Raw genomic sequence first — 19,428 nt, 5'->3', positions numbered from 1 at the left:
GATTGAGTATTTTTTCCTATATTATCACAATGGAATTTTATAGATGTCATATGACAAAATAGATGACAAAGTTAATTACAACATAGGATTCTATGGCGAGATCAGATGATATAATGAGTATAATTGCTTTGCGAGATTGCTTATTCTGTCTACCTAATTGTAACTAGGGAGTGCTGTTTATGTTTGAGTTGCAAGGATACCAAACTTTAGATCTGATAGAGACTACCTCAGATATCAGGCTGTACAGACTCCTACGTCAAGAAGATGGCCTTAGGGTTATCGCCAAGACAACTACAGGCGAGTACCCGGGATCTACTATGGTTGATGCTTTTCGTCATGAGTATGACATGCTTAAGCGACTTAGTGGTCGTGGAGCAATCGAGGCATATAGCCTGGAAATCACGCCGGATCGGCCAGTCCTTCTCCTAAAAGATATAGAGGGGAGTACGCTGGATCAGATACTGCGTACACCTGATTCACTGGAGCTTCCAGTGCTGCTTCGGATCGCCATCGCTGTTGCTGATTGCCTTATGCAAATTCATCGTGAAAAAATAACACTAAATGAACTGACCCCCGCTCATCTAATCGTCAATCCAATTACTTTTGAAGTGAAATTTATTGATATACGAATGTGCTCCGCTGAAAATGATACCAGTCCTTTGTCACCCTTAAGCGGGCGGCCGGATGCCTTGCTTCCTTATATATCCCCAGAGCAAACGGGTCGAACTGGGTTGAACCCGGACTATCGTTCTGACTTTTATTCGCTTGGAGTCATTATGTATGAATGTCTCTCAGGCAGTCGCCCCTTTGAGCTTCATGATGTTGTTGATATTGTATACCGTCATCTTGCAGATACACCTGAGCCTTTACATCGCAGGTTTCCCACTATTCCTCTAACTGTCTCTGACATTGTTGCTAAATGCATGGAGAAAATGCCTGATGCGAGATATGCCAGCGCCTTTGGAATCAAGTCGGATCTTGAGGAATGTCTAACCCACCTACAACAATACGGGTACATCGAGCCCTTCCTATTAGGAAGCTGGGATATTCCGGAACGCTGGATGGTATCGGAACGATTCTACGGAAGACATTTTGAGAAACTAAGCTTACGAGAAGCACTGAAACGAGCATCACAAGGTGCTGTAAAGACGGTCTGGCTTAGTGGTGAGAGTGGTATCGGTAAAACAACCTTTCTAAAAGAAACGCTTAGAAATTCGATTTCTTTGGATGGTTTTTTCGCCAGAGGCAAATTCGAATCTCTACATACCTCACTCCCTTATGGCATCTGGCATCAAGTTATAGAAGAATTGGTCAGTCAACTGCTGATGGAAACGAAGCTGCAGGTGGAGGTTTGGAAGCTGCGTATTTTACAGGCAGTGGACAGTTACGGGCAATTATTGATCGAACTTGTCCCTAAGCTTGAGCTCTTGATTGGCCCCCAACCTTCCGTGCCTCCGTTGCCGCCGCTGGAAGCTCAGCATCGATTTCAATTAATTATGAGCCGATTTATTCAACTCTTTCCCCATGAAGATCATCCTTTGATCTTGATATTGGACAATCTGCAATGGGCAGATGAAACATCGCTGCAATATCTCACTTCGCTTATAGAGGACACGGCCACGAGTCATCTGCTAATCGTTCTTTCCTATCGTGATCGGGAAATCACGAGGCTGCACCCACTCAGTAAGCTGGAAAAGCATTTGATAGACCGCAACGTAGTGATGAGTAGAATATCTCTACAAGCGCTTGAACTCACCGATTTAAAACAACTGCTTCTGGATGTTATGCGTTACGAGGCTGCTGACTTGGACGAGTTAGCGCGGGTACTTCTGCATAAGACAGATGGGAATCCACTATTTATTAAGCAATTCCTTCAGGATTTGATTGATGATCAGCGAGTGGAATTTGACGAGGATCTTCGAAGCTGGAAATGGGACCTCCAGCGCATTACTGAATTGAATGTTCCTGATAATGCAGCAGCCTATCTTTCAAGTAAATTACAGCAATTTCCAGATCAGACGGTGTATGCACTTAGTAGAGCTGCATTACTGGGCAGCATATTTGATGTGGGTACGCTTGCCGAAATTACGGAGATTCCGGTAGAGACATTGACCGAAGCGTTGGAAGTCGCTGTAAATGGACGTGTGCTACAACCTGTTAACGGGGAGGAATATACGCATTTTAAATTCCAGCACAACCGCATTCATCGGGCGGCTTATGCTCTTGTTCCCGAAGAGGCGCGCCCAGAGCTACATTGGAGGATTGGCATGCTATTGCTAGGCCGCAGCTCTCTTAGTGAAGGAACGATTCTATTTGAAGCGGTCCATCATTTCAATCAGGCGCTTACATGGATAGATCGCCCCGAACAGAGGCTTCAACTGGTAGAGCTGAACTTACAGGCAGGGATAAAAGCGAAGCAAACCACTGCACATGAGACAGCCTTACAATATATGCTTCAGGCAACAGCGATACTAGAGGAGCAGAGCTGGGAGGAGCATTATGGGCTAACCTTCCGGGTATTTCGTGAGAGGGCCGAGCTCGAATACTTATGTTCACATTTTGATAAGGCTAATGAATTATTTCATCTGTTAATCCATAAAGCTGCGACAAATACGGATAAGGCTTACATCTACGCGATGAAGGTTCAATTGGAAGCAAGTAATGATAACCATGAAGAGGTTATCTCCTTAGGTCGGCATACATTATCGCTATTGAAAGTGAGTCATCAATTTGATCCTAGCTATGTTCAATTGACGCTTCAATGGTTAAAATTGCGGCGCAGACTACAGAAGGTTTCACTCGAATCGCTTAATCTTTTACCGCCGATGACCGACGAGGCTCGTAGAGTCGCAATGATCACTTTAGATCATACGAGCAATGCCTGCTTCTATGTCAACCGAGATGGGTGGCTCGCTTCTTCCTTCACCATGATTGAATTGACGCTCGATTATGGGATGACTCCGGAGGCTTCCATTGGATTCATAGGCTATGCAATGTTTCAATACTATTACTTCCGTAATGATGAAGAAACATTTAAATGGGCCATGCTGGCGTGCAGCTTATCGGAACCCTATCCGAAAGTGCATATGACAACCTTAGCTGCGTTCGCAATGTGCTACGATAGCTGGCGGCATTATGATCCAACTATGCTCCGTATGTTTACCGAGAAAGCAGGTAAAGTGGGACTGGAATCAGGTGACTTATGGAAGGGCAACCAGAGTGTGCTAATCAACTGTGCCTCCCTTTTGCAATTTGGCCATCCGTTAGGCGATATCTATGATCGGTTAATTGCTCATTCCGGTGATTTGCTGCGCCATAACAACAGTCTTCACTGTAAGCAGGCTATCATAGCTGCAGCTACTCTAGTTCGATTGACAGGTTATCGCTCACTAGATGATCCATTTAACATCGTAGAGATTAGCGAACCTGATTTTGCACAGTCGGTTCATGGAGATACCTTTAATTTTATACAAGAAATGGTCTGGATACACCGATATTTGACAGGTTATGTATTTGGGGAGTACCGCGAAGCCAGTGAGGCATTAGCGAAATCAGCTGCCATTATAAAATCACGTGAAGATGGCTTAGACAGTCCTATGCAGACCGTGTATGAATGTTTAGTCTGGGCTCAGTTGTATGAGGAATATAACGCTGAAGAGCAACGTGTATACCGGGTAAAAATGCACAGTCGGCTGAAGAAAATGAAAAAGTTTGCTAAGCGTTGCCCGGAAAATTATGAGCATAAATATTTGTTGATGAAGGCTGAGCTGACTCGCCTATCGCGGGATCCACGACAAGCTGAAGCCTTGTATGAGCAGTCTATTGAGGCTGCTCGTATCAATGGCCATATTCACGATTTAGCGATGGCGGCGGAATGCTACGGCAAATATGGACTTCGTCATGGCAAATTACATCTAGCAAGAATCTATATGACTGAGGCCTACGAGGCTTATCTGCAATGGGGCGCAAAGGCTAAAGCGGCTGACCTTGAGCAGCAGCATAGCCATTTGTTGCATATTAAACGGGAGCCCAGGCTCGATCGAGTCGATTCCCTTTCTGTAGTTATGTCTGCTCAAGCTTTATCGGGCGAGATGGAGATGAGTCGATTGTTGGCCACGCTGATGCGGATCATGCTCCACAATGCTGGGGCCGAATATGGGGCAGTTATTTTTGATCATGATGGCAAATGGATGGTTGAAGCTTATGGTACCTCAGAAGCTCAGCATATCGAATCTGTTCCTCTCGGGGAAGAGTCAGATCTTGTTCCGGCAGCGATTATAGCCTATGCAGCAAGAACACAGGAGCAGGTTGTATTACATGATGCGCTCAGTGAGGGGATATTTACGCGTAACGTTTACGTTAGGAAGAATAGACTGAAATCGGTTCTTTGTCTTCCTATCATGAATCAGAATAAATTGGTTTGCTTGCTCTATTTGGAGAATAACCTATCCCCGGGTGTATTTACGCCAAGTAGACTCGATGTGCTCAAGCTGCTTGGTTCACAATGCGCAATCTCAATCGCTAACGCCAAGCTGTATTCGGGAATCCAATATCTTAAAAAAAATCTAGAGGACCAAGTTGTAGAAAGAACTCGTAGTCTGGAGCGTTCGATGCGAGAAACATCTGCGGCTTTGGCCGAAGCTACCGTCTTTGAGGAACGCAATCGTATTGCCCAAGAGATTCATGATATTGTTGGGCATACACTTACATCGACGATTCTGCAGATTGAAGCTGGCAAGCGGCTGCTTCAGAAAAAAGATATAGATAGTGGTTTTCAGCGACTGGTTGAAGCACAGGATCTTGTTCGGCATAGCTTGAATGAAATCCGCGGCTCTGTCCATATGCTGAAGGAGGACAAGTATTCGGACCTCACGGTCATGTTGAAGCAACTGATACGCGATACTGAACGTAATGCGGGCGTTGTCGTCCATGCCATTATTTATGATCTGCCGGAGGCCATGTCAACAGCCTATAAAAAGGCCATCTATCATGCTTTGCAGGAGGGCCTAACGAACGGAATCAGACACGGTAAGAGTACGGAGTTTCATTTTAGTCTGGAGTCTGTCGGAGCAAATTTACAGTTTAGGCTCAAAGATCGTGGGTCAGGAGATAGTCATATAGTGATGGGGTTTGGACTTAGGACGATGAAAGAACGGGTGGAGCAACTGGGAGGTAGCTTATCCATCGATTCAGAAATGAATGAGGGATGTCTACTGGAAATCGATCTGCCAATGCGAAGGGTTGGGAATAGAAAATGAGTAAGATAAAGATTGTAATTGCCGATGATCAATTGTTGACGCGTGAAGGACTTCGTACCATTCTGGATCTGGAGGATGATATGGAGGTGGTCGGCGCTGCCAAGAACGGGGAAGAGGCCTGCGAGATGGTGGAAGCATTCCAACCCGATCTGGTACTGCTTGATGTTCAAATGCCGATCATGAATGGGATCAGTGCACTAAAACGGATCAAGCAGATACGTCCGGATATATTCATTCTGATTTTAACCACTTTTATAGAGACCGATTATATTGTTGAGGGTATGGCATTTGGAGCAAGCGGCTATATGCTGAAGGATATGGATGCTGATAAAATGATTTCTTCGATCCGTGATACGATATCCGGGCAATTTATTCTGCCAGCTCCGGTAGCAGCCAAATTGGCGACGAGGATGAATAGATTGACGGAGGAGTACGAACATTGGCAAAGATCCAATGTAGATCGTATGAGTCTGACAGAACGGGAAGAGGAGCTGGCGCAGCTCATTATCCGGGGACTTAACAATCGCGAAATTGCCGATACACTGCATATTGCGGAGGGGACAGCCCGTAACTATATTAGTAATCTTTATAGCAAATTAGAGGTGGTTGACCGGGCTCAAGCGATTGTGCGCCTTCAAGCTATTATGTAACCATAGTTGATGCTAACGAATTACTGTAGGGGCCAAGTAATCAAACATTGGAAAATTTCTCAGTACTCCAAATGTAACGGTTAGGATCAACATCACAGCCATAATTCCATGGCTAAGTGGTTGGATACGTTTCTTTTCAGTAATTAAGTACAACATATACAGAGGCGCTAGAATAAATAGCAACGGGTTAAATCTAAACGCCTGAACGAAGTCGAACTTTAACAAGGATAGAATAACTCTTGTGATTCCACATCCCGGACAATAAAATCCAGTCCATTCATGAAATAGACAAGGTATACCTAGATTGGTTAAAGGCATCCATACAGTGAAATACAGTAAGCCAAGGAGACTTAAGGACACACTCCAAAATAGTTTAGGGTGTGTCCTTCTATGAATCGTAAAATTATACCAATTTGTTAACATCAGATTGCACCAAAGCGTATGTGACAATACCAAAACTAAAGATTGTGAGGATCACGTACAGAGCTGAATTATCGGACACGAGATAGCCGCGTTGTCTTTGAGCTTCTGCAACATGTTTACCGATCTGGTAGGCCCAAACCAGGCTCCATATCCCGCAAGTAATCAATGTTAGAAGAAAATGCTTTCCTCCTGTGAATGTGTAGTCTCCACTTAGCTTTCCAACGTCATTCGTTAGAACAATAAACCAAAATATTCCGTATATTCCACATGTAATTAATGACAGTATAATGGAAAATGCGACACTCCTTTGACTAATCATTGTTCACTCTCCTATGTATTTATATGAAAATTTTACATTATTATCATAGACAATTGTGAAAATATATACAAGATAATATTTGGTAGTTTGTTTTTTAAGAAACGTGGAACAAGCTTACTATCTGGATATAGTGGATTCCTTCATGAATATGAAATATACTTTTAAAGATTAGCCGCAAGACAGCTAGAATTTGAACTACGATTGGAGAAAATGAAACAATGTCTAATTTACCGAACTGCCCGAAATGTAATTCTGAGTACACTTATGAAGATGGAAGTCTACTAGTCTGCCCGGAATGTGCACACGAGTGGACATTAGAATCAGAGTCTGAGAATAGTGAAGATCAAAAGGTTATCAAAGATGCCAATGGCAATGTATTAAACGACGGCGACTCAGTAACTGTAATCAAAGACCTTAAGGTAAAAGGAAGCTCATCTGTTCTGAAGATAGGTACCAAAGTCAAAAACATCCGTTTAGTGGACGGAGATCATGATATTGATTGCAAAATTGATGGGTTTGGAGCTATGAAATTAAAATCCGAATTTGTTAAAAAGATATAAAGAAAAGAATCAGCTTACCTTCGATAGAAGTAGGGCTGATTCTTTCTTTTTTTAGGTAATATTTAAAAGCGTGTCATCTTATGATTTCAACAATTTGGTTTCGTCCTGCATTTTTGGCTTGATATAAAGCTTTGTCCACAGATTCGAATAAATCATTTAGTTGATTGGTCGGGCTTTCTGCATACTGCTCTGCAAAATTATTAATGGACAGTAGTCCCATGCTTACAGTGATGGATACAGAATGAGTAACATCATCCACATGTACTTTATTGGCCTCTATCATGAATTTTATATGTTCTGCCCAGAGGTTTGCTTGTGTGTGATTCGTATTTGGTAAATAGACGATAAACTCTTCCCCGCCATAGCGTGCCAGAATATCCGTCTCCCTTAGCGATTGCTTAATGACCTCTACCGTGCTGCAAATTACAACATCGCCCACTAAATGGCCGTAATTGTCATTCACCGTTTTGAAAAAGTCGATATCCAGTAGAATGATGGCAAAAGGCTGCTTCAATATCATATTTTCTATGATCTCTTGTTCTAAGTACTGTGTTAAGTAATGACGGTTATAACAACCTGTTAAGCTGTCGGTTATAGCCATTTGCTTGAGTTTTTGGTTGGTCTGAGAAAGCTCATTCTGGATTGCAATTAATGCCAGATTACGCTCTTGCAGGATCTCGTTCTGCTGATTAGTCTCAGCAATGAGGCGATGCAGCTCGCTTCTATCCTGAAAGGTGAGAATCCGTCCAACCATGATCTCGCCTACGACAATGGGTTCCGCTGTAATATTGATGTATGCTTGGAGCGAGGTGTAGAATACTTCAACTTCGGTTCTCTCCATGGGCTGTTTAAGATATGTATGTTGAAACAATCGGAAAGCGCTGGCAGTCTGCTCCAGGGGTGTTAGCGCCGATAAGTCGAAGCGATCACCGATCTGTAGGTTGATTTTTGGCAAAAGCGATCGATTGATCTCTACCACAGTCTCGTTATCATCCAGTACAAGAATACCTAGTGTGAGTGTGTCAATGATATCCTGATGAGCGATGGTTACGAGATCAAATATTTTATCGCGATGGATGGCAATGACGAAAAAGATGGCAGAGATTAGTATCCCCAGAGAGGTCATCCCCGGAATCACCGGCTGAGATTTAAACAGTACCACATTAAGAAAGACATCCAGTAATACAAATACAGTCAGCACCAGCACACCTTTGAGTACATGAGTAACCTGTTTTTTGATCCGCTGTGTGGCGTTCGATATAAGCGCTGAATAGATGATATACAGAGAAATAATAATGGTGCAGATCAAGAAGAGAATAAACAGCCAAAAAAGCGGACCATAAGATCTTTCAACATATCCACCATGCATTGGCAGTACAAAGCTTTGCTTTGGATTGACGATCACTCCTATTAAGATCAATGCTGCGACAATGTATAGGATCAGCGTTTTCTTTTTTCGGAGGAGATATGATTTTCCAGTGAGAAATATCGTAAAAAGAAGCCATCCAATCGTTAACAGTATCGAGTCAATAAAAGCTAGCTTCACATAAAACAATTGAACATCGGGATCCGCTGTAGTTTTGAGAGCAAATTGACAGAAGGGCCATAACATCATCGTGAAATGGAAAGTCAAGTAAACCTTATGTAAGTTAGTGATTGTTACAGTAACAAATATGTAGATGAATAGAACGAAAAGAACGAAGAATAATGATAAGTCAATCCATGTCATGACATTCAATTCGGTAACACCTTCTTATATAAAAAAATAGGTTCATCTTTATTCATTTAAGCTCGAAACCTTCTCCCACTCGGTTAGCAGCTCTTTTACGCTCTGTGCGGACTGTGGCTTACTGAACAAGTAACCTTGAATTTTATCGCAGCCTTGCTCCTGCAGGTAATCGAGTTGTACAGTTCGCTCCACACCTTCTGCAATAACACACATATTCATGCGTTTACCAATCATAATAATTTGTTCGACAAGAACGGCTTGATGTGTCCCTGTTCGAATGGAATCAATGAAGGACTTGTCTATTTTTAAAGTCGAGATCGGCATATGAGTAAGATAGCTTAAGGAGGAATAACCAGTACCAAAGTCATCCAAGGCAATTTTGATGTTGTGAGCTCTGAGTTCAGTCAGTTTACTGCTCACATATTCGTAAGATTCAACCAGAACACTCTCTGTAATCTCCAGCTCTAAGTATTCAGGATCTAGTCCGGAGGCTTGCAAGGTGTCTAGAACTAACTCATTGAAGTCGCTTTGCAGTAGCTGCAGCATTGAAATATTAACAGACATCGTCAGATGTGATAATCCTTGCTCATGAAGAGTTTTTAAAAAGGCACAGGCTGTTCTGAGCACCCACGCCCCGAGAGGAATGATGAGGTGGGAATCTTCTGCTATTTTGATAAACTTATCCGGAGGGACCATGCCTAGTATAGGGTTGTTCCAGCGCATAAGAGCCTCTAGTCCCGTCACCCTGTTCTGAGTCAGATCAATCTGGGGTTGATAGAATACCTCTAGCTCATTTTTTTCTAAAGCATTATACAACTGCTTTTCAATGTTCATTCGCTCAGTAAAGGTATCATTGAGCGGTTGATCAAAGACAATAATTTGACCCTTGCCAGCGTCTTTGGCTTTATACATAGCGATGTCTGCGCATTTAAGGAGTTCCATAATATTACTTCCATGTTCGGGGTGAGCACTGATTCCGATGCTTAGGCTAACATGTAGCAGACTGTCATCCATCTCAATCGCATCTTTAAAACCGGCAATAATGTGAGAGGCTACACTAGTTATACACTGACTGTTCTCAATAGAATATAAAAGAACGATGAACTCATCCCCGGCGAAACGATACACTTCCCCACTACTCCCAACCAGGGACACCAATCTCTCACTAACCTTAACAATTAGCCGGTCACCAAATTCATGGCCCATCGTATCATTTACATATTTGAAGTAATCAATGTCGATGAACATTAAGGCTGCAATGTTATTCAGTTCAAAGATGTGAGGCCCATTCTCATAAAAAGCTAATTTGTTGGGCAAGCCGGTTAATAGATCATGATACGCCAGGTAATGCATCCTTTCTTCATTCATGGCTAGCTTCTCTTGATTCTCAATGAGCTGATCATATTGCTGTCTGAGCTCTTCTTCCGTAGCTGTGATTTCCTCATAGGCGGCCTCTAGATTCTCGTGGGCGCTCACCCTATCCCTATAGGCAAGATCCAGTTTCTTTTCGATCCTTTTAATCCGTTTCAGAGTACCTAGAATTAATGCAAAGATAAGCAAAGCTGTTATGAGAATAAAGAACCAGCCTTTAATTATATTAATAAGTCTTATCCACTCCGGATCTCTCGTAAAAGTGGAAACGGCCTTATCTGTTAAAGGGATCCATAAGCACCCAACAATAAAATATATTACGGCGATTTTTAAGGAGCCCCGAACAGGATTGAAGGTTTGTTTGGATATGGAATTTTTGTGTTTATTTCTTTGAAGCATATGTCCCTCCTATATCAAGCATGAGATGCATGAGAGCTACTTGTTTTAGATCATTTCAACATATTTCATCAAAATCCTCTATTTGTCAGTGATGTTCTGCAAATTTTAAGAATGAGTTTTTGGACAAGCTGGAGCTAGGCATTAATACCTAGCTCTGCTTGAACGTAACTTGTGTTATAATCAAACAAACAACTCGAAGAGAAAATTATAGTTAAGGGGGAATCGTAAGTGGAAATAGGTATCAGTACGTTCGTAGAAACAACACCGGATGTTCAATCGGGGGAGTTAATAAGTCATGCACAGCGATTGCGCGAGGTAGTAGAGGAGATTGTTCTTGCAGATAAGGTGGGCTTAGATATATTCGGTGTGGGTGAGCATCATCGAAAGGATTATGCCGCATCTTCTCCAGCAGTTTTGCTGGCTGCGGCTGCCTCACAGACGACACGAATTCGGCTGACCAGTGCGGTAACCGTACTGTCCTCTGCTGATCCAGTACGTGTATTTCAGGATTTTGCAACACTTGATGGAATCTCAAATGGACGGGCAGAAATCATGGCAGGGCGGGGTTCTTTTATCGAATCTTTCCCGCTCTTTGGATACGATTTAAATGACTACGATGAGTTATTCGATGAGAAGCTGGACCTGTTGTTAAAAATAACGGCATCCGAAAAAGTAACCTGGAGTGGAAATCACCGACCAGCCATTAATAATCTGGGGATTTATCCGCGCCCCGTTCAGAATCCTTTGCCCGTATGGATTGGCAGTGGAGGCAATACGGAATCTGTGATTCGTGCTGGCCTGCTCGGGCTACCACTTGTGCTCGCGATTATTGGCGGAAGTCCGTTGCAATTTGCTCCACTGGTGAAGCTCTATAAGAAAGCGGCGGCCCAAGCAGGACATGATGTGTCGAAGCTTCCGGTTGCCTCACATTCGCACGGCTTTATTGCAGAGGATAATCAGCTTGCGGCCGATATGTTCTTCCCCTCTACGCAGGCTAGCATGAATGTGATTGGACGGGAGCGCGGCTGGGGTCATTACAGTCGGGCAAGCTATGATGCGGCGCGCAGATTTGAAGGTGCCTTGTATGTAGGAGATCCAGATACTGTTGCTGAGAAGATCATTCACCTACGTAAACACGTAGGCATTACACGCTTTATGCTGCATGTACCGCTAGGTACGATGCCTCATAAGGATGTAATGAGAGCCATTGAGCTATTGGGTACTGAAGTAGCGCCAATTGTTCGAGCTGAGATATCGAGATGGGAAGCAGAGGTCGAACCAAAATAGGATTGACCCTTTCTGGATTAATCAGTATAATCTTACCAATTTATTGAGGTTGTACTGATTGGGGGAGGGAACTGAAGTGGCGGATCGAATCATAGCGGATAGACTTGAGGAATTAGGTATTGTCCTACCTAGTGCTAGTGAACCGGCGGCAAAATATGCTAACTACGTTATTGTTAATGGATTATGTTTTGTATCGGGAAAAGGACCTGCCGGGCATCCCAAAGGCAAGCTGGGACAAGACTTCACCACCGAAGAAGGCTATCATTTTTCACGTCAGACTGGTATAGAGATCCTTGCCGTCCTTGAGTCAGCTTTAGGCTCCTTGGATAAAGTGAAGAGAGTGGTCAAAATTCAAGGATTTGTGAATGCAGATCCCTTATTCGAAGAGCATCATAAAGTGCTCAATGGCTGTTCGGATTTAATGCTGGAGGTATTCGGGGACAAGGGCAGTCATGCTCGTTCGGTATTGGGCGCTGTTTCTGTAAGGGATAATCTTCCGATCATTATCGATTCTATTTTTGAAGTGGATTAAAAAGAGGGCTGTGGCACCGAAAGGTGACCGCAGTCCTCTTTTTTTAAATATAGGCTATGTTAAAACTGGAATTTCTTTTTCCATAATAAAATCATCCATGACGAATCCATTCCCGATATCCGCAATTTGCTCCCGTACGGTCCGGAAGCCTTTTTTCTCATATACCGCAACACTCGATTCGTTATGACGATTGACCGTCAGCCAAATATGGCTTAGGTTTCGATCTTTGCACAGGTCCTCCAAGAATGCCAACGCTTGGCTGGCATAGCTGCGTCCCCTGTACTCCTTGCTTATATAAAACTTGCTCAAGAAGAGCTTTCCCTCTTCTTGTCTGGCCGAAATATATCCGACTGCGGAGCCATCGTTATGGATCAAGTAATAATCGTAGCCCTGATGATGGATCTGATCCGTAATCGCTGGAACCGATTGGTACTTATCAATCATGTAATCTATCTGCTCGATTGTAATAATGGAAACATAATATTCGCGCCATATTTCTGCCGCCAATCGAGCAACCTCAGCGGTTTCTTCCGCTGTATTCACCTGTGGAAACATAAGCCTCATGACATGTGCCTGCCTTTCCTAGATCTTTCGCTTCATCCTATCAATAGAATATCATAAAATGTTTTTATTTCTCGCTGAAACGGCAACCCCAATAATTGTAACAAAACTAATTACCCTAATTTTAGTAATAATAATTGAACATATCAATCAACGAGGTGATGACATCATGAGAATTCATAAGAAAGCGATACTACTTCTACTTCTTACATCTATACTCTACACAGCTCCAGCCCATGCGGCAGTGATGCCTGAGAATCAGGTTACGGGCGTTTTTCTGGATGATCGGCAGCTTGAATTAGAGGTTCAACCCTTGCTCATAAACGGTACAACGCTTGTTCCCATGCGCAAGCTGTTTGAAGAACAGGGAGCAAATATCAACTGGAACAACGATACCAAAACTGTTAAGGCCACTAAGGGAAATCTGGTGCTGACTTATCAAATAGGAGATTTAACCGCGAACAAAAATGGACAAGCCTTAAGCTTAACCGTTCCGGGTCAGGTTGTCGGTGGTAATACGATGATGCCGCTGCGTTTTGTCAGCGAGGCTCTAGGCAGCACCGTGAAGTGGGAGGCCAACACTCGGACCGTCCGTATCTACTCAGCGATGAATTACGATACAACGATTCGTTATGGGGTTAACTTGCGCAGTTCGCCGAATTCATCGGATCAATCAGGTGTCCAGCAAATGTTGTCCGTAGGCGATAAAGTCCATATCGTTAGAGAAGTGGATGCTCTCTGGTTAGAAGTGCGGACGCAAGACAACAAGACGGGATACATATCTGCTAAACCGAAATATAGCGATTATACTAGTGAGTCGCTCGCTGAGAAGCAGGGAAACGCGCTGCTTGCTTACGGAGAGAAGTATCTGGGAACCCCTTATGAATTTGGTGCAGCAACGAACCAAACGTCTACCTTTGACTGTTCTTCTTTCGTAGGGCATTTATTTGAGAACGTATTGTCGGTGGATCTGCCACGTGCCTCTTATAATCAAGCCAAAGAAGGGAAGGAAGTCGGGATCAACGAGCTGCGTAAAGGGGATTTGTTGTTCTTTAGTGCCCGTGGTCTCGACATTGGTCATGTTGCCATGTATGCGGGGAATAATCAGATATTGCATACGTATTCGAAGGAACTTGGCGTGCATTATGAAGATTTTAGTGAGAAGTGGAAGAAGCGTTTCGTGACGGCCCGTAGAATGTTTTAGATTGGATAGCGATTAAGCTATAATGATCACGATGAAGAAGCATCCGAATACATTTGGGGGATGAAGCATAGTGACTAAAACCATCGTAGAAAAGCTGAACTTACAAAAATACAACCAAGTAGCGATATTGAGTAAACCAGAAGGCTCCGATTATTTAGCGGAATTGACGGATTATGATACTTCGCTAAATGGGGCGTATGATCTTATATTTGCCTTTGTACTAGACATGGCGTCGTTACAGGAACTAGTGAACCGTGTGATTGAGCAACAGCATCTTCATAAGAATGGCTATCTCTTTGTGGCGTATCCTAAAAAGGGAAACAAAGTGTATCCGACCTATATTCATCGTGACGACTTACTAGAGGGTCTGGGCAGTGATGAGAAGGGCTACATCGGGACAAGCAATATTAAATTTGCACGCATGGTAGGTTTGGATGATGTCTTTACAGTTGTGGGGTTGAAAGAGGACGCTAAGGGGAAAGGTCAGCTTTCCAATAACCCAAGTCAATCTGTAGATGACTATATTTCTTTCATTCCAAATGTGGAAGAAGATCTGAAAGATACACCGGAGCTTCTAGCCATCTATCAATCGCTTACCCCAGGATACCGCAAAGACTGGGCTCGATATGTCTATAGTGCCAAACAAGAGGCAACAAGAGCTAAGCGTAAAGAGGAAATGAAGATGATTTTACGGGCTGGTTATAAGAGTCGAGAGTTGTATCGGCAAGCCAGTAGTACTGAAATCTAATCCGATCTTTCTTCATTAAAAAGATTATTTGCAGGCATAAAGACGGTTTTTGAACTCCCTTTCCGTCTATGTTATGAGCTTGATTGTTAAGGAGGCAGATAGTGACTTGTACGGATGCAGAACTGGTAAATAAGGTGTGTAAAGGGGATATGGATGCATTCAGTGGACTTATCGGCAAATATTCCAATGCAGTATACGGGGTAGCTTACGGTAAATTGGGTGATTTCCACACAGCGCAAGACATTACACAAGAGGTTTTTGTTAAGACCTATCGTAATTTACCCAACTTAAAGGAGCCAGAGAAACTCGCCAGTTGGTTGTATGCAGTTACTACACGGGAATGTATGGATTGGTTTAGGGCGAATAAGAAGAAAGCTGCCTATGAATTCATGGAGCAAATCGAGTTTTCTCAGCTGGAGACCACTGAAGATCAGCTCCTCCGAAAAGAACTCCAGCAAGATGTGTGGAAGGCATTAAACACCTTATCAGAAGCTAACCGTATAGCCACGATTCTCTACTATATCGACAATTACAAGGTTAGGGAAATCGCCGGTTTTCTTGATCTATCCATCGAAGCTGTTGAGAGTAGACTCCGCAGATCAAGAACGATCTTAAAAAGGGAGATGTTGAGTACAGTGAATAACAATCTAAGTGAAAACAAATTGCAGGACGAATTTAAAAAGAGAGTTTTTCAGGATGAAAGAATGCCTGAAACCAACTTTCGTCGTGTGGCCATGGGCCAAAGTGAATTCGATGATATTGATATGCCTAAGACGAACTTTTCTAATGTAAATATGGCGGGTACTAAGTTTGACAATATTAATATGAGCAGTACTACTTTTAACGATATCAATATGCATCTTGTTAAGTTTAATGAAGTCGGATTGTGGGAAATTGAGATTAGCAATAGTGAATTAGGAGAAGCCTATTTTCATGATATTCACTTGTATGGTAAAGGCAATAAGTTTGAACGATGCCAGCTTAACGGCACATCTTTTGTAGAGTGTGATCTTTCGAATGTAGAGATAAAAGATTGCAATCTTTCAGGCGTCACAGTTAATGGCATCTCATTAGAGGCTCTGCTAGAGAGTTATCATAAAAATAAATAATATTACAACAGTTCTATTTATTCATCATAGATTTCAGCAAAACCACTTCATCCTAGGAGTGGTTTTTAAGTTTGGGGTATAATGGATGTAGATCATATAGCATAAACCTACAGGGGTGAAATATAGATGAAGCGCATTACGATTTTAATTGCGGATGATGAGGCGGAGATTGCGGATCTGGTGGCTTTGCATTTGCAAAAAGAAGGGTATCATATCATTAAAGTATCCGATGGGCGTGCAGCGGTACAAGCTATTGAGTCACAAACGATAGATTTGGCGATTCTGGATATTATGATGCCAGGGCTGGATGGCTATGAGGTAACCCGTCACATTCGGGAGCAGCATCATCTGCCGATTATTTTTTTAAGCGCGAAGACTTCTGATCTGGATAAGATCACGGGACTTGTCATGGGCGCAGATGATTATATGACCAAACCGTTCAATCCAATGGAATTAGTCGCCCGCGTTAATTCTCAACTACGGCGCTCTATACAATTCAGTCAGCCCGCAGCCGTTCTTAAGTCGGTCCTCGAAGTTGGTGGGTTGACGATTTCACCAGATGAACATACCGTCACTCTTTACGGCGAGGTAATAGACCTAACTCCGAAAGAGTTTGATATTCTTCATTTATTGGCGAGCCATCCTAAGCAGGTGTTTAGCGCGGAGAGTATCTTCCAGCAGGTATGGGGAGAAGCTTATTATGAGAGTGGCAACACGGTCATGGTGCATATCCGTACCTTGCGCAAAAAGCTTGGTGAAGACATCAATAAGAATAAATTTATTAAGACAATCTGGGGTGTAGGATATACCTTTACTGGGTAAGGCCGCTGAGCCCTTATACATTTTAAGAAAAACTTTATAATTGTCCTGCTTTTCTTTAAAGTGTCTTCGTTATTCTATTCCTATCAAGCATAAACGTCTTAAGGAAATGGGAGGACATTACGGATGAAAAAGTGGGGCTTTTTGGTGATCGTTGTGTTATTTCTTGGTTACGCAGCCGCTCGTTATTTACCGGATACGGGTAATTTAGCTGATAAGAATGATAAGATCCAGAAAGGATCGATTAGAGATAGTGATAGTTTAAAGGTGGTTACGCAAGATCAGGTATATCAAGGGGATTTATTGCTGGTGAACAAACAATATCCGGTACATGAGGACAGCGTGAAGTCTGATATTGTGACCTTATTTGATCAGAAGGATCTGGTTCAGGGCTATGGATTACTAGATACCTCGATTCGGTTGTCTGAAAGTGTGGCACATAAATTCAATAAGATGATCAAGGCCGCTGAGAAGGATGGCGTGAATCATTTTTTAATTAGCAGTGGGTACAGGGACTTTGAGGAGCAAGAGCAATTGTATGAGGAAAAAGGTTCAGACTATGCTCTTCCAGCGCAATATAGCGAACATAATTTAGGATTATCGCTGGACATCGGATCGTCTCAATCGGAAATGAGCAAAGCACCTGAAGGTAAATGGCTGGAAAAGAATGCGTGGAAATACGGCTTTATTCTACGCTATCCCAAAGACAAAACGGAGATTACGGGGATTAAATATGAACCTTGGCACTTCCGTTATGTCGGCTTGCCGCACAGTGCGATCATTCAGGAGAAGGGGATCGTGCTGGAACAATATTTAGATCTTTTGAAGGAAAATAGTGAAATTTCAACGGTTGTAGACGGCAAAACATATACGGTGAACTATTATCCAGTATCAGGATATACAAGTATTAAGATTCCAAAGGAAGGGCAATATAAAACGTCGGGCGATAATATGGATGGCGTAATTGTCACTACATTTTGATGAGTACGAAGCCTAAGAGCGAGTCTACTATGACATTATTGCTGGCAGCCGTATTTATTGTCTATATGTATTTTTTGATCCGAATTATCGTATTTAAAGGCGCACCTTTTAGCTTGCAATCACTTTGGGAACAGGCAGGGCGTATGCTCGAGCATCCCGACAGAATTTTTAAGCGACAGGGCAACTATGTACCCTTTAAAGAGATCTCGCGGGGGATAGAGCATCTGTCACTTTCAGATCCTTTTTCATCACTTAATTTAGTGGGCAATCTTCTTGCGTTTATTCCGTTTGGAGTCTTTGTTCCAATGCTGTTGTCGCAAAAAGTAAGGTTATTTCAAAAGGTCTTCATGCTCTCTTTTGCGCTGAGTCTGAGCTTTGAAGTTACACAATTAGTATTGTATATCGGCACCTTTGACGTGGATGATCTGATCTTAAACACTTGCGGTGGGGTAGTCGGTTACGCCATATATAGAATGCTGGTTTCTTCTGGATTGTTTACAACTATATCGAAGCGGTGTTAGTATTTGTGGATGGTAGATATAGACAGAGGATAGAAGGGGCATGGTATGAAAAAGCGTATTTCGGATATTGTTTCCATCATTGTAGGAGCATTGCTGTTTTCCTTGGCCGTTAACTTGTTTGTGATTCCGAACGAGTTCGGTGAAGGCGGGGTAACGGGACTGACTATGATTACATACTATTTGTATCAGTGGTCACCAGGTATTGTTAGCTTAATTCTTAATGCTTTATTATTGATTGTGGGTTATAAATTTCTGGACAAAACGACGACAGTATACACGATTATTGCGGTGTTTTTTAACTCGTTATTCCTGATTCTTACGAAGAATTGGCATATCGCCAGCGATGAGTTGATCATCAATGCAATATTTGGAGGCATCTTGTCTGGTGTGGGTATCGGAATGATCATACGTGTGGGTGGGACGACCGCAGGGTCAACCATTATCGCCAGAATCCTGCATAAATTTTTGGATTGGAACGTTAGCTACGCTCTTCTCCTAGTCGATTTAGTTGTGGTATTTGCTTCGTATTTCATCATTGGTGTTCAAAGTCTAATGTTTACGATTGTGATGCTCTATGTAGCGACTAAGGTGATGGACTTCATTATTGAGGGAGTGAATCCTAAGAAGGCTGTTACGATTGTATCCAAGGAGCAGGACAAAATTGCTGAACAAGTTAATGGAATCATGGATAGAGGGGTCACAGTCATTTATGGCCGAGGGTATTATACTAAAGAACCCAAAGAGCTGCTCTATATTGTCATTAGCAAACAGGAAGTAACCATGCTTAAGAAAATCGTAAGATCGATTGATAAAGAGGCTTTTATCGCCATTCACGATGTAAGAGATGTGTTCGGAGAAGGCTTTGTGGAGCTGGCAAAATAAGAGTGAAAGTGCTGTCCGGTAGCTACCTGAGCTGCTTGGGCGGCTTTTTTTTGGATTGGGCATTCGAATGTGATG

The 19,428-nt window shown here is 42.7% G+C and carries 17 protein-coding genes; 12 read left to right on the top strand and 5 right to left on the bottom strand.

What is annotated here, in order from left to right; translation table 11 throughout:
* Positions 1-179: 179 nt before the first annotated feature.
* Both NSS87_RS30050 and NSS87_RS30045 read left to right on the top strand, forming a co-directional pair.
* On the top strand, positions 180-5,258 hold the full coding sequence (locus tag NSS87_RS30050; protein WP_339243998.1) for an AAA family ATPase: 5,079 nt from the start codon (positions 180-182) through the stop codon (positions 5,256-5,258).
* On the top strand, positions 5,255-5,908 hold the full coding sequence (locus tag NSS87_RS30045) for a response regulator transcription factor (RefSeq protein ID WP_042192856.1): 654 nt from the start codon (positions 5,255-5,257) through the stop codon (positions 5,906-5,908). Before NSS87_RS30050 ends, NSS87_RS30045 begins: the two co-directional genes overlap by 4 nt.
* Before the next feature lie 12 nt (positions 5,909-5,920).
* On the opposite strand, the gene NSS87_RS30040 is transcribed toward NSS87_RS30045, so the two are convergent.
* Both NSS87_RS30040 and NSS87_RS30035 read right to left on the bottom strand, forming a co-directional pair.
* Entirely contained in the window at positions 5,921-6,226 is a 306-nt protein-coding gene (locus NSS87_RS30040; protein ID WP_262495595.1) for a DUF2752 domain-containing protein, read from the bottom strand.
* An 85-nt stretch (positions 6,227-6,311) separates the two neighbouring features.
* Entirely contained in the window at positions 6,312-6,650 is a 339-nt protein-coding gene (locus tag NSS87_RS30035; protein ID WP_052404459.1) for a DUF4234 domain-containing protein, read from the bottom strand.
* Positions 6,651-6,868: 218 nt separating this feature from the next.
* On the opposite strand from NSS87_RS30035, the gene NSS87_RS30030 reads away from it, so the two are divergent.
* A complete protein-coding gene (locus NSS87_RS30030; protein WP_042131582.1) occupies positions 6,869-7,210 on the top strand; it encodes a zinc ribbon domain-containing protein YjdM in 342 nt (113 codons plus the stop codon).
* Positions 7,211-7,283: 73 nt separating this feature from the next.
* Here NSS87_RS30030 and NSS87_RS30025 read toward each other — a convergent pair whose 3' ends face one another.
* Together NSS87_RS30025 and NSS87_RS30020 are read right to left on the bottom strand one after the other, a co-directional pair.
* A complete protein-coding gene (locus NSS87_RS30025; protein WP_339248705.1) occupies positions 7,284-8,939 on the bottom strand; it encodes a diguanylate cyclase in 1,656 nt (551 codons plus the stop codon).
* Between the two features lie 48 nt (positions 8,940-8,987).
* Entirely contained in the window at positions 8,988-10,709 is a 1,722-nt protein-coding gene (locus NSS87_RS30020) for an EAL domain-containing protein (protein WP_339243987.1), read from the bottom strand.
* Between the two features lie 228 nt (positions 10,710-10,937).
* On the opposite strand from NSS87_RS30020, the gene NSS87_RS30015 reads away from it, so the two are divergent.
* Complete coding sequence (locus NSS87_RS30015; protein WP_339243985.1) at positions 10,938-11,996, top strand: LLM class flavin-dependent oxidoreductase; 1,059 nt, start codon at positions 10,938-10,940, stop codon at positions 11,994-11,996.
* A 76-nt stretch (positions 11,997-12,072) separates the two neighbouring features.
* Positions 12,073-12,528 (top strand): RidA family protein, encoded by a 456-nt coding sequence (locus tag NSS87_RS30010; RefSeq protein WP_256716184.1) that lies wholly within the window; start codon positions 12,073-12,075, stop codon positions 12,526-12,528.
* A 54-nt stretch (positions 12,529-12,582) separates the two neighbouring features.
* Here the strand turns inward: NSS87_RS30010 and NSS87_RS30005 are convergent, their stop codons facing one another.
* Positions 12,583-13,092, bottom strand: a complete 510-nt coding sequence (locus tag NSS87_RS30005; protein ID WP_339243982.1) for a GNAT family N-acetyltransferase — start codon at positions 13,090-13,092, stop codon at positions 12,583-12,585.
* A gap of 166 nt (positions 13,093-13,258) precedes the next feature.
* On the opposite strand from NSS87_RS30005, the gene NSS87_RS30000 reads away from it, so the two are divergent.
* From NSS87_RS30000 to NSS87_RS29970, 7 genes are all read left to right on the top strand, one after another.
* Positions 13,259-14,293 (top strand): stalk domain-containing protein, encoded by a 1,035-nt coding sequence (locus NSS87_RS30000; protein WP_339243981.1) that lies wholly within the window; start codon positions 13,259-13,261, stop codon positions 14,291-14,293.
* 67 nt (positions 14,294-14,360) lie between these two features.
* Entirely contained in the window at positions 14,361-15,041 is a 681-nt protein-coding gene (locus NSS87_RS29995; RefSeq protein WP_339248704.1) for a YdeI/OmpD-associated family protein, read from the top strand.
* Between the two features lie 101 nt (positions 15,042-15,142).
* On the top strand, positions 15,143-16,150 hold the full coding sequence (locus tag NSS87_RS29990; protein WP_339243980.1) for a sigma-70 family RNA polymerase sigma factor: 1,008 nt from the start codon (positions 15,143-15,145) through the stop codon (positions 16,148-16,150).
* A gap of 126 nt (positions 16,151-16,276) precedes the next feature.
* A complete protein-coding gene (locus NSS87_RS29985) occupies positions 16,277-16,972 on the top strand; it encodes a response regulator transcription factor (protein WP_042192843.1) in 696 nt (231 codons plus the stop codon).
* A 123-nt stretch (positions 16,973-17,095) separates the two neighbouring features.
* The gene (locus tag NSS87_RS29980) at positions 17,096-17,950 is read left to right on the top strand and encodes a M15 family metallopeptidase (RefSeq protein ID WP_339243977.1); all 855 of its coding nucleotides are present in this window, start codon (positions 17,096-17,098) and stop codon (positions 17,948-17,950) included.
* Between the two features lie 29 nt (positions 17,951-17,979).
* On the top strand, positions 17,980-18,471 hold the full coding sequence (locus tag NSS87_RS29975; RefSeq protein ID WP_052404457.1) for a VanZ family protein: 492 nt from the start codon (positions 17,980-17,982) through the stop codon (positions 18,469-18,471).
* A gap of 45 nt (positions 18,472-18,516) precedes the next feature.
* The gene (locus tag NSS87_RS29970) at positions 18,517-19,353 is read left to right on the top strand and encodes a YitT family protein (RefSeq protein WP_042192837.1); all 837 of its coding nucleotides are present in this window, start codon (positions 18,517-18,519) and stop codon (positions 19,351-19,353) included.
* The last annotated feature ends 75 nt before the right edge of the window (positions 19,354-19,428 follow it).

Origin of the sequence: Paenibacillus sp. FSL F4-0243 (assembly GCF_037963295.1) — a bacterium.
In the GTDB taxonomy this organism is placed as follows: Bacteria; Bacillota; Bacilli; order Paenibacillales; family Paenibacillaceae; genus Paenibacillus_AQ.
This window is presented reverse-complemented; position numbering and strand designations above follow the sequence as displayed.

Coding starts and splice junctions, on each gene's coding strand:
- NSS87_RS29975 (WP_052404457.1), top strand. CDS start 17,980: ATGACATTATTGCTGGCAGCCGTATTTATTGTCTATATGTATTTTTTG.
- NSS87_RS30020 (WP_339243987.1), bottom strand. CDS start 10,709: ATGCTTCAAAGAAATAAACACAAAAATTCCATATCCAAACAAACCTTC.
- NSS87_RS29985 (WP_042192843.1), top strand. CDS start 16,277: ATGAAGCGCATTACGATTTTAATTGCGGATGATGAGGCGGAGATTGCG.
- NSS87_RS30030 (WP_042131582.1), top strand. CDS start 6,869: ATGTCTAATTTACCGAACTGCCCGAAATGTAATTCTGAGTACACTTAT.
- NSS87_RS30050 (WP_339243998.1), top strand. CDS start 180: ATGTTTGAGTTGCAAGGATACCAAACTTTAGATCTGATAGAGACTACC.
- NSS87_RS30045 (WP_042192856.1), top strand. CDS start 5,255: ATGAGTAAGATAAAGATTGTAATTGCCGATGATCAATTGTTGACGCGT.
- NSS87_RS30005 (WP_339243982.1), bottom strand. CDS start 13,092: ATGAGGCTTATGTTTCCACAGGTGAATACAGCGGAAGAAACCGCTGAG.
- NSS87_RS30000 (WP_339243981.1), top strand. CDS start 13,259: ATGAGAATTCATAAGAAAGCGATACTACTTCTACTTCTTACATCTATA.
- NSS87_RS29980 (WP_339243977.1), top strand. CDS start 17,096: ATGAAAAAGTGGGGCTTTTTGGTGATCGTTGTGTTATTTCTTGGTTAC.
- NSS87_RS30025 (WP_339248705.1), bottom strand. CDS start 8,939: ATGACATGGATTGACTTATCATTATTCTTCGTTCTTTTCGTTCTATTC.
- NSS87_RS30035 (WP_052404459.1), bottom strand. CDS start 6,650: ATGATTAGTCAAAGGAGTGTCGCATTTTCCATTATACTGTCATTAATT.
- NSS87_RS29970 (WP_042192837.1), top strand. CDS start 18,517: ATGAAAAAGCGTATTTCGGATATTGTTTCCATCATTGTAGGAGCATTG.
- NSS87_RS30040 (WP_262495595.1), bottom strand. CDS start 6,226: ATGCCTTTAACCAATCTAGGTATACCTTGTCTATTTCATGAATGGACT.